The following is a 9,011-nucleotide window of genomic DNA, read 5'->3' on the forward strand; positions in this document are numbered from 1 at the left end:
TCTGCACTGTGTACACACGCAGGTGTCTCGGAGCCGCCGTCGGCGCGACCGCGCTGGCCGCACCGGTCCTTGCCGGATGCTCGTCACCATCCCCCGAGTACCAGCCGCCACCCGGGGCGCTCGTCGCGGGCACCGCGCAGGTGACGATCAACGGCCAGGACGCCGGAACCACCGATTCCGTGCAGTGCGACCCGGCCGGATCGCTGATGATGATGAGGACCGGCGACGGGACCTCGGGCGTCACGGCGACGGTCTCCAGCGAAGACGAACTCATCGTCCGCGAAGTCGGTATCCGCGACCTCGGCGGGTTCACCGGCAGCTACAACCAGGGCCTCGGCGGCGACGCGACGGTGACGATGACGGGGCGCACCTACGACATCCAGGGCACGGCCGACGGCTTCGAGACCGACAGTCCCAGCTTCCGCACCACAGGCGAATTTCGGATAAAGATCGCTTGCTGAGTGAAGTTCTGTGCTCATACTGCTCGTGATGATCCGCCGGTCTCGGCGAATCACACGACACAAAGGAGAACCGTGATGAGGCGCGAAATCCTTGCCGCCGTCGGTGGCGCAGCAATCGTCATGGCCGGTCTGTCGGGCTGCGGATCGGACAAGTCGGAGACATCGGGGGAGACATCGCAGGCCGCGGCGGCCGAGGGCAGGAGCACCGTCACCATCGACGGCGCCGACCAGGAGGTCCAGGGCACGGTGGTGTGCTCCGACATGGGCGGTAACACCAACATCGCGATCGGCGACGCCACCGCCGGCATCGGTGCGGTGGTCAGCACCGGCGACGAGCCCACGGTCGTCTCGGTCGGTCTCGGCAACGTCAACGGCGTCACGCTCGGCTACCAGAGCGGGGCGGGCCAGGGCGAGGCCACCGCCGAGAAGGACGGTCAGACCTACACGATCTCCGGGACGGCCACCGGGGTGGACATGGCCAACCCGATGCAGCCGGTGAACAAACCGTTCGAGATCGAGGTGACCTGCCCGTAGTTCAGACGCCGGTGTAGCCGGCGGCCGACTGCCGTAATTGCCAGATCTGCGCGGGGCACAGCTCGTTGACGGCCTGATTGATCAGGTAGCCCGCCTGGTAGTAGTCGGTGGTGCGGAAGTCGGCTTTCACCTGGTTCACCAGTTCGGCGTAGCCCATCTGTGCCGCGACGCGGTCACAGATGGTCTGCCCGTACCCGATCGCGGCCTCGGCGTTGGGAAAGTTGTAGCCCGGCCGGACGTGCACATTGACCAGATAGGCGACGACGTCGGCGCTCGCAACCGGCGCCGAGATCAGCGCGGCCGAGGACAGCAGACCCGCCGACACCACTCCGACCAGCGATTTCATGGCCATGACCTTACGCCGCACCGCTCGCGGCCGCGGCAATGCCGGCAAGGCCGCCCGTAACCGCGGCACCGCCACTTAGGGTGTAGCCCATGAAGTTGATGGCTGCGTTGGCAATCGCCGGTGGTGTCCTCGCCGCGCCGTTGTCCGGTGCCGGGGCCGCCTCGGCGACCCCGAGCACGTGTGACGGTGCCGGCTGCGTGCCGTTCGTCGACCCCGACGCGCAGCTCGGTGAGCGCTGCATGCAGAAGACGCGCTACAACTTCGGCGTCGACGGCGCGGGCAATACGTTGGCCTGCAACTCCAAGAGCCTGTGGATTTCCTCCCCACCGCTGGTGGGGGTCCGCACGTTGCGTTCGCCGTGCGGCGATGCGACCGGCGTGGCGCAGACCCCTGACGGGGTGCCGCTCAAATGCGACGGCGGCGCCTGGACGGCCGATTACTGGACGATGTTCTACGGCTGACGGGAGCCGGCGGGCCGGTTGAGCGGCCCGGCGATCGGGCACACTCGTCAACATGGACGGAGACTATGACGAAGGCGGACCCGGCGACACGCTCAGCCCGAGCGAGTCGCTGGACTCCGACGAGGTCCGCAACGACGACGGTGACATCGTCGTCGATCCGCCCGAACGGTGGATCGAGACCGAGGTGGACGAAACCCTCGACGAGAGGCTGGCCGCGGAGGTCCCGGACGTGGCGCCCGACCAGGAGCCGACGGACGACCGGCCCACGCGCCGCACCAACCGGCAGATCGACGGGGCCCCCGAGGACGGTGACTCGTTCTACACCGTCGTCGACGACGACGAGAACCAGCTGGTTTCCGGCGACGACGAGGCGGACCGCATCATCGAGGACTGACCCGCATCCTGCTAGGCCCGGATGACCACCGGGCCGAGCGCTTCATAGCGCCGCGCCTCGTCGGCGCCGAGTTCACGTCCCGTCACGATCGCCTCGAAATCACCGATCTTGGCGAACCGGCAGAAACTGCTCTCACCGAACTTGGAGTGCGCCGCGACCAGAACGGGTCTGCGGGCGACGTGCACTGCTGTGCTCTTCACCGCGGCGACCGCGGGATCGGGCGTTGTCAGGCCGTGTTCGAGCGAAATCCCGTTGGTGCCAAGGTAAGCCACATCGATCACCAGGCTGCGCAGCATGTCGACCGCCCAATGGTCCACCGTGGCCAGCGTTCTGCCCCGCATCCGGCCGCCGAGCAGTAGCACCGTCACGGTGCGGCTGTGGGCCAGGGCCTCGGCGGCCAGCAGCGAGGACGTCACGACCGTCAGCTCCTGCTCCGCGACGCGCTCGGCGATCAGCCGCGGCGTGAAACCCTCGTCCAGGTACACGGTTTCGGCACCGTGCAACAGCTCGGTGGCCGCCGCCGCGATCCGGTGCTTCTGCGCGAGATCGACCTGGCTGCGGTACTCGACACCGGATTCGAACGCGGCGGTCTCCAACGGCACGGCCCCGCCGTGCACCCGCTTGAGCAGGCGCCGGCCCGCCAGGACCTTCAGGTCGCGCCGGATCGTCTCGCTCGCGACGTCCAGTTCGGTCGCGAGCGACGCGACGTCGACCCGCCCGCGGGTGCGGGCGAATTCGACGATCCGGCTCTGGCGGGTCTCGGAATCCACCTGCGCCACGCTACTTGTCGGCGGCCATCAAGATCTCCTTGACCTGCTCGGCGGTGGTCGCCTCACGCAGCCGGGCAACCTGGTCGGACTTGAGGAACACCTGCGCGATCTTGGTCAGCAGCGCCATGTGGTCCTTGCCCGCGCCGGCGATGCCGACGACGAACTCGGCAGGCTTGCCGTTCCAGTCGATCGGTTCGGGGTAGCGGACGAACGACAGCCCGGTGCGCCGGATGGCGTCCTTGGCCTCGTTGGTGCCGTGCGGGATCGCCAGCCCGTTGCCCATGAACGTCGAGACCGAGGACTCCCGCTCGTGCATGGCGTCGACGTAGGCGGGCTCCACCGCGCCCGCGGTGACCAACAGCCGGCCGGCCTCGTCGATGGCCCCGGCTGAGGTCGTCGCCGAGCCGTTCAGCACGATCGACTCCAGTGGCAGGACGTCGTCCTGCGGCGCCTGCGTCGGCTCGTCGGCCGGTACCGGCGCCGCACCGCCGTCGCCGTTGGTGCGCTTGAGCTGCTCGACGATCTCGTCGTAGCGGGGGCTGCTCATGAAGTCCTCGACCGAGACATGGACGGCCGAGCCGGTGCGCTGACGGGCACGGGCGGTCAGGTCCCGATGCGAGACGACCAGATCGTAGGTGTCCGTCAGATTCGAGATCGCCGAGTTGGTGACCTTGACGTCGCCAAAGCCGGCCTGCTGAATCTTCTTGCGCAGCACCGACGCACCCATCGCCGAGGACCCCATGCCGGCGTCACAGGCGAACACGATGCTCTTGATCGGCCGGGTGGCCGTCCCCACGAGAGTTCCCGCCACGCTGGACTTCTTGCCCTTCAGCGATTCCATCTCGGCGGTGGCCGCGGCCAGGTCGGGTTCGTCGGTGGCCCTGTCGGTCTTGAGCAGGAAGGCCGCCACGGTGAACGACACCGCGGTCGCGCCGAGCACCGACAGTGTGACGCCGAGGAAGCTGCCACCGGCGGTCTGGGCGTAGATGGCGATGATCGAACCCGGCGCGGCGGGGGCGCGCAGCCCGGAACCGAACAGCACGTTGATGAACACGCCGGTCATACCGCCGAGGATGGTGGCGGCGATCAGCTTCGGCTTCATCAGCACGTACGGGAAGTAGATCTCGTGGATGCCGCCGAAGAACTGGATGATCGCCGCGCCGGGCGCCGACGCGCGGGCGGCGCCCTTTCCGAAGAACATGAACGCCAACAGGATTCCCAGGCCGGGGCCGGGGTTGGTCTCGAGCAGGAACAGGATGGACTTGCCGGTCTCCAGTGCCTGCGTGGTGCCCAGCGGCGTCAGCACCCCGTGGTTGATCGCGTTGTTGAGGAACAGGACCTTGGCGGGTTCGATCAGGATCGAGGTCAGCGGCAGCAGGTCGTTCTCGACGAGGAAATCCACCGCATTGCCGGCGCCGCGGGTGAACGCGGACACGATCGGGCCGATCGCGAAGAAACCGAAGACGGCCAGGATCATGCCGAGGATGCCGGCCGAGAAGTTGTCGACCAACATCTCGAAGCCGGGCCGGATCTTGCCCTCCCACAACGCGTCCAGCTTCTTCATCGCCCACCCGCCGAGCGGGCCCATGATCATGGCGCCCATGAACATCGGCACGTCGGCACCGGTCACGACGCCGACGGTGGCGATCGCGCCGACGACGGCACCGCGGTTACCGTGCACCATCCGGCCGCCGGTGTATCCGATCAGGATCGGCAGCAGATAGGTGATCATCGGCCCGACGATGCCGGCGCCGTCGTAGGCGCCCCAGCCGCCGATCTTGGCGACCCAGCCGTCGGGGTTCTTCAGCTCGGCGAAGATGCCCTGAAGCCAGCCCTGCTCGATGAACAGCGCGGTGATCAGGCCCCACGCGATGAAGGCGCCGATGTTGGGCATGACCATGTTCGACAGCGCGGTGCCCAGTTTCTGCACCCGCACCCGTACCCCGGTCCGTGGGGGCGCGTCCTCGATAGCTGCTTGTGTCATCCCAAACCTCCGATTCGGTGGCGGTCGGCAGTGGTGGTGATGCCGGTCACATTCCGCCTGGTACGGCTAGTACACCGCATAAACGGGCATCAACGCAACCATTCGGTCAAAATCGGTCAGAAATTAGGGTGGTTTTGTGCCCGTATCGCGGTTAGAGTGCTGGAGAGCACATCCGCCGAGAGGATTCCCATGAAGGCTCTGCGCTTCTACGCCCCCGAAGACGTCCGGCTCGAAGAAGTCCCGGAGCCGACGTGTGCGCCCGACGAGGTGAAGCTGCGCGTGCGCAACTGCTCCACGTGCGGCACCGACGTCAAGATCTTCTACAACGGCCACCAGAACCTGACCCCGCCACGGACCATCGGGCACGAGATCGCCGGTGAGATCGTCGAGGTCGGCGCCGACGTCAACGCGACGTACGGCAGCAACTGGCAGGTCGGTGACCGCGTGCAGGTGATCGCCGCGGTGCCGTGCGGTGAGTGCCACGAATGCCGCAAGGGCTGGATGGCGGTGTGCCAGAACCAGACCTCGATGGGCTACCAGTACGACGGCGGTTTCGCCGAGTACATGATCGTGCCGCGGCAGGTGCTCAAAGTCGACGGGCTGAACCGCATCCCGGACAACGTCGGCTTCGACGAGGCCTCGGCGGCCGAGCCGTTCGCCTGTGCGATCAACGCCCAGGAGCTGCTCGGCATCGAGGAAGGCGACACCGTCGTGGTGTTCGGCGCGGGCCCCATCGGGTGCATGCACATCCGGATCGCGCGCGGTGTGCACAACTGCGGGCCGGTGTATCTGGTGGACGTCAACGCCGCCCGGCTGCAGATGTCGGCCGACGCGGTGGCACCCGACGAGATCATCAACGGCGCCGAGGTCGACGTGGTCGAGCGCGTGATGGAGCTGACCGGGGGCCGCGGCGCCGATGTGGTGATCACCGCGACCGCGGCCAATGTCGCTCAGGAGCAGGCGATCTCGATGGCGGCGCGCAACGGACGTATCTCGTTCTTCGGCGGTCTGCCGAAGAACGATCCCACGATCACGTGCGACTCGAACCTGGTGCACTACCGCCAGCTGCACATCCACGGCGCCAACGGTTCTGCGCCCGAACACAACAAGCGCGCGCTGGAGTACATCTCGACCGGCCAGGTTCCGGTCAAGGACCTGATCACCCGGCACATCCCGCTGGACAATGTGCTCGACGCGTTCCAGATCGTCAAGAACGGCGAGGCGATCAAGGTGACGGTGGAGCCGGTCCCGGCCGAGGTGACCGCCGCGGTCTGACACCTATTGACTTTCGATAGGTTTCTCACGATATTCGTTGCATGACGGTCGTGCGACGCGTGGTGCCGGTCCTCAAGCTCTTCCTCATCGCGCTCTTCGGGGTGCTGCTGTTGCTGCAGACGATGTCTCTGCCGGGGCAGTTCGCGCACATGGCCGCGGAGTCGCCGGACAAGGCCTATCTGCGGTGGCCGCTCACGGCGGTGTCGGTGTTCCTGGTGCTGTGCGTCCAGGCCGTCCTCGTCTGCACGTGGAAGCTGCTCACGCTGGTCAGCAGGGACCGGATCTTCCGGCCCGCGTCGCTGGTGTGGGTGGACGTGATCATCGGCGCGATCGCGGTCGGGTGGTCGGTGTTCCTCGGGTTGTTCCTCTACGTCGGGTTCCACGCCACCGATCCCGGGCTGCCGCTGTTGATGTTCGTGTTGCTGACCGGCGGCGCCGTGCTCGGCCTGCTGATGGTGGTGATGCGCGCGCTGCTGCAGCAGGCGACCACGCTGCGCACCGACATGGACGCGGTCATCTGAATGGCCATCGTCGTCCGCATCGACGTGCAACTGGCCCGGCAGAAGATGAGCGTGGGTGAGTTCGCCGAGCGCGTCGGCCTCACTCCGGCCAATGTCGCGGTGCTGAAAAACGGTCGCGCCAAGGCCGTCCGGTTCAGCACGCTGGAGGCCATGTGCCGGGTCCTGGAGTGCCAGCCCGGCGACCTGCTCGAGTGGGTGCCCGACTGAGCCTGCTTCAGCGTGCGGCGGCCGCGGCCAGCAGCTCGTCCCGGAACAGCGGATGGGCGATCTCCGCCAGCGCGTGGCCGCGCTGCCGGACGGTCCTGCCCTCCAGTTCGGCGGCCCCGTATTCGGTGACGATGACGTCGACGTGGTGGCGCGGCGTGGTGATCACCGCGCCCGCGTCGAACTGCGCCACGATCCGCGACTGCAGCCGGCCGTCCTTCTCGAACGTCGAGGGCAGGCAGATCAGCGAGCGGTCGGTCAGCTCCAGCCCGGCGCCCGCGACGAAGTCCTCGGCGCCGCCGACCCCGCTGAACTGCCGGCCGCCGATCGTGTCGGCGACCACCTGGCCGTGGATGTCGACCGCGAGCGCGCCGTTGATCGAGATCATGGTGCGGTTGCCGGCGATCACCTCGGGCGAGTTGACGATCTCGACCGGCAGGAACGCGACGTCGGAATTGCCGTCCAGCCACGCGTACAGCTCGTCGGAGCCGAACGCGAAGGTCGTCACGCTCACCCCGTCGAACTGTCCCTTCGCGGTGTTGGTGACCTTGCCGGCGAGGTGCAGCCGCAGACAGCCGTCGGTGAACATCTCGCTGTGCAGCCCGTAGTCACCGCCGTCCCCTTCGGCCAACAGCGTCGCGATCTGGGTTGGGATGGAACCGATCCCGGTCTGCAGGGTGGCACCGGACGGGATGAAGGCGACGGCGTGACGGGCGATCGCGGCGTCGGTGTCGGTGGGCGGTGGTTCCGGCAGCGCCAGCGGCGCGTCGGTCGACCGCACCAGGATGTCGATCTCGTCGACGTGCAGGGCATGCCGGTGCCCGGCGTAGCCGCACGTCCTCGGGTACGCGTCGGAGACCTCGACGACGAGCAGCCGGTCCGGATCGGCACCGGCGCGGCGTAACTCGGTGACCGTCCCGCCGGCGTGCAGCGACAGCGAGCACCAGCCGTCGGCGTCGGGCGGCGTCGCGACAGTGGTCATCACCCGCGGCGCCTGACGTTCCAGCAACGGCCCGAACCGCCGGAAGTCCGCGGGGGTGAAGTCGATGTCGGCACCGGCGTCCCGCAACGCCCGCTCCAGCGGACCGTAGAAGCCCGACAGATAGTGCACACCGGGCCGGCCGAACAGGTCGGTGCCGACGGCCAGCAGCGCACCGTACACCCGCAGATCGGTCCAGTCGGTGCGGGCGCCGAGCGCCCGCAGGAACGCCGGCGGCTGGCCGGGACCCAGCGGTATCCCGAGACTGTCGGCGGGACTCAGCCGCGCGGCCGCCGCGTCGGCGGTCAACTCCTCTGGCATGCCGTCACCCTGCCATGCCGGCGCCGATCTCAGGCCCACTGCCGGGTTTCAGACGTGGGGCGCCAAGGTATCCCGCTCGCGGGCTCGAAAAGCCCGGGCCTGAACGGACCACGGAAGGGGTGCACATGGGCGCCGACGACAAGGCAAGCAACAAGATCGACGACCTCGGCGGTAAGGCCAAAGAGGGTGTCGGCAAGCTCACCGGCGACAAGGACACCGAGAGCGAAGGCAAGGTCGACCAGGCCAAGTCCAGCCTCAAGGACGCCGGCGAGAAGGTCAAAGACGCGTTCAAGAAGTAGACCGCCGACAGCAGTCAGCCTGTCACCCACGTGGGTGACAGGCTGACTGCGTATGGCGGTGGCGGAGGGATTTGAACCCTCGGACGGGGGTTACCCGTCACACGCTTTCGAGGCGTGCTCCTTAGGCCGCTCGGACACGCCACCGTGTGGCAGCTTACCGAGGGAGCGGCTGCGGACCCAAATCGCCCGACTCACCGCTGGCGGGCGAAGAACTCCTCCAGCGGCGCCGCGCACTCGGCCTCCAGCACTCCGCCGCGGACCTGCGGCCGGTGCGTCAACCGCCGGTCGCGCACGACGTCCCACAGCGACCCCACCGCGCCCGTCTTCGGCTCCCACGCCCCGAACACCACGCGGGCGACGCGCGCCGGGTGAGATGGTCACGGGTCGCGGACAATCCGAACGGCAGCCGGCGCAACGGCTGGCTGTACCGCGACAGCCAGGACAGCGTGGTCTCGTCGCAGA

The 9,011-nt window shown here is 68.0% G+C and carries 12 protein-coding genes, 1 tRNA gene and 2 pseudogenes; 8 read left to right on the forward strand and 7 right to left on the reverse strand.

All coding sequences use genetic code 11. From position 1 onward, the window contains the following. Window positions 1-8 precede the first annotated feature (8 nt). Together ASJ79_RS01670 and ASJ79_RS01675 are read left to right on the forward strand one after the other, a co-directional pair. Entirely contained in the window at window positions 9-461 is a 453-nt protein-coding gene (locus tag ASJ79_RS01670; RefSeq protein ID WP_067952582.1) for a lipoprotein LpqH, read from the forward strand. 75 nt (window positions 462-536) lie between these two features. Beyond that, a complete protein-coding gene (locus tag ASJ79_RS01675; RefSeq protein ID WP_067952585.1) occupies window positions 537-995 on the forward strand; it encodes a lipoprotein LpqH in 459 nt (152 codons plus the stop codon). Between the two features lies 1 nt (window position 996). Here ASJ79_RS01675 and ASJ79_RS01680 read toward each other — a convergent pair whose 3' ends face one another. After that, the gene (locus tag ASJ79_RS01680; protein WP_067952609.1) at window positions 997-1,341 is read right to left on the reverse strand and encodes a DUF732 domain-containing protein; all 345 of its coding nucleotides are present in this window, start codon (window positions 1,339-1,341) and stop codon (window positions 997-999) included. Between the two features lie 89 nt (window positions 1,342-1,430). Here ASJ79_RS01680 and ASJ79_RS01685 point away from each other — a divergent pair, with 89 nt between their 5' ends. Further along, a complete protein-coding gene (locus tag ASJ79_RS01685) occupies window positions 1,431-1,802 on the forward strand; it encodes a hypothetical protein (RefSeq protein WP_067952588.1) in 372 nt (123 codons plus the stop codon). Window positions 1,803-1,854: 52 nt separating this feature from the next. After that, entirely contained in the window at window positions 1,855-2,196 is a 342-nt protein-coding gene (locus ASJ79_RS01690; protein ID WP_067952590.1) for a hypothetical protein, read from the forward strand. A gap of 11 nt (window positions 2,197-2,207) precedes the next feature. Here ASJ79_RS01690 and ASJ79_RS01695 read toward each other — a convergent pair whose 3' ends face one another. Together ASJ79_RS01695 and ASJ79_RS01700 are read right to left on the reverse strand one after the other, a co-directional pair. Continuing rightward, on the reverse strand, window positions 2,208-2,966 hold the full coding sequence (locus ASJ79_RS01695; protein ID WP_067952611.1) for a DeoR/GlpR family DNA-binding transcription regulator: 759 nt from the start codon (window positions 2,964-2,966) through the stop codon (window positions 2,208-2,210). A gap of 10 nt (window positions 2,967-2,976) precedes the next feature. Further along, window positions 2,977-4,950 carry a PTS mannitol transporter subunit IICBA gene (locus tag ASJ79_RS01700; protein WP_067952593.1) on the reverse strand — a complete coding sequence of 658 codons (1,974 nt, stop codon included), beginning with the start codon at window positions 4,948-4,950 and terminating at the stop codon, window positions 2,977-2,979. 189 nt (window positions 4,951-5,139) lie between these two features. Here ASJ79_RS01700 and ASJ79_RS01705 point away from each other — a divergent pair, with 189 nt between their 5' ends. From ASJ79_RS01705 to ASJ79_RS01715, 3 genes are read left to right on the forward strand one after another with little or no spacing between them, the layout of a single operon-like run. Beyond that, complete coding sequence (locus tag ASJ79_RS01705) at window positions 5,140-6,225, forward strand: zinc-dependent dehydrogenase (protein ID WP_067952597.1); 1,086 nt, start codon at window positions 5,140-5,142, stop codon at window positions 6,223-6,225. A gap of 41 nt (window positions 6,226-6,266) precedes the next feature. Further along, window positions 6,267-6,746, forward strand: coding sequence for a DUF2975 domain-containing protein (locus ASJ79_RS01710; RefSeq protein ID WP_067952599.1), 480 nt, complete (start codon window positions 6,267-6,269; stop codon window positions 6,744-6,746). Further along, entirely contained in the window at window positions 6,747-6,953 is a 207-nt protein-coding gene (locus ASJ79_RS01715; protein ID WP_067952601.1) for a helix-turn-helix transcriptional regulator, read from the forward strand. Window positions 6,954-6,960: 7 nt separating this feature from the next. On the opposite strand, the gene ASJ79_RS01720 is transcribed toward ASJ79_RS01715, so the two are convergent. Further along, a complete protein-coding gene (locus ASJ79_RS01720) occupies window positions 6,961-8,250 on the reverse strand; it encodes an acetyl-CoA hydrolase/transferase family protein (protein WP_067952603.1) in 1,290 nt (429 codons plus the stop codon). Between the two features lie 125 nt (window positions 8,251-8,375). On the opposite strand from ASJ79_RS01720, the gene ASJ79_RS01725 reads away from it, so the two are divergent. After that, the gene (locus tag ASJ79_RS01725) at window positions 8,376-8,549 is read left to right on the forward strand and encodes a CsbD family protein (RefSeq protein ID WP_067952612.1); all 174 of its coding nucleotides are present in this window, start codon (window positions 8,376-8,378) and stop codon (window positions 8,547-8,549) included. Between the two features lie 53 nt (window positions 8,550-8,602). On the opposite strand, the gene ASJ79_RS01730 is transcribed toward ASJ79_RS01725, so the two are convergent. The 3 genes and pseudogenes from ASJ79_RS01730 to ASJ79_RS33610 form a co-directional block, all read right to left on the reverse strand. Further along, window positions 8,603-8,693: transfer RNA gene (locus ASJ79_RS01730), tRNA-Ser, on the reverse strand. A 47-nt stretch (window positions 8,694-8,740) separates the two neighbouring features. After that, window positions 8,741-8,914: pseudogene (locus tag ASJ79_RS01735) on the reverse strand (nucleoside deaminase); the annotation flags it as partial. Then, window positions 8,887-9,011 (reverse strand): annotated as a pseudogene (locus ASJ79_RS33610) (acyl-CoA dehydrogenase); the annotation flags it as partial. The pseudogenes ASJ79_RS01735 and ASJ79_RS33610, both read right to left, overlap by 28 nt.

Source organism: Mycobacterium sp. NAZ190054, assembly GCF_001545925.1.
Classification (GTDB): Bacteria; Actinomycetota; Actinomycetes; order Mycobacteriales; family Mycobacteriaceae; genus Mycobacterium.

What these genes read in the sequence shown, in the direction of transcription:
- ASJ79_RS01685 (WP_067952588.1), top strand. Translation starts at nt 1,431, where the DNA reads ATGAAGTTGATGGCTGCGTTGGCAATCGCCGGTGGTGTCCTCGCCGCG.
- ASJ79_RS01700 (WP_067952593.1), bottom strand. Translation starts at nt 4,950, where the DNA reads ATGACACAAGCAGCTATCGAGGACGCGCCCCCACGGACCGGGGTACGG.
- ASJ79_RS01690 (WP_067952590.1), top strand. Translation starts at nt 1,855, where the DNA reads ATGGACGGAGACTATGACGAAGGCGGACCCGGCGACACGCTCAGCCCG.
- ASJ79_RS01720 (WP_067952603.1), bottom strand. Translation starts at nt 8,250, where the DNA reads ATGCCAGAGGAGTTGACCGCCGACGCGGCGGCCGCGCGGCTGAGTCCC.
- ASJ79_RS01715 (WP_067952601.1), top strand. Translation starts at nt 6,747, where the DNA reads ATGGCCATCGTCGTCCGCATCGACGTGCAACTGGCCCGGCAGAAGATG.
- ASJ79_RS01710 (WP_067952599.1), top strand. Translation starts at nt 6,267, where the DNA reads ATGACGGTCGTGCGACGCGTGGTGCCGGTCCTCAAGCTCTTCCTCATC.
- ASJ79_RS01680 (WP_067952609.1), bottom strand. Translation starts at nt 1,341, where the DNA reads ATGAAATCGCTGGTCGGAGTGGTGTCGGCGGGTCTGCTGTCCTCGGCC.
- ASJ79_RS01675 (WP_067952585.1), top strand. Translation starts at nt 537, where the DNA reads ATGAGGCGCGAAATCCTTGCCGCCGTCGGTGGCGCAGCAATCGTCATG.
- ASJ79_RS01705 (WP_067952597.1), top strand. Translation starts at nt 5,140, where the DNA reads ATGAAGGCTCTGCGCTTCTACGCCCCCGAAGACGTCCGGCTCGAAGAA.
- ASJ79_RS01725 (WP_067952612.1), top strand. Translation starts at nt 8,376, where the DNA reads ATGGGCGCCGACGACAAGGCAAGCAACAAGATCGACGACCTCGGCGGT.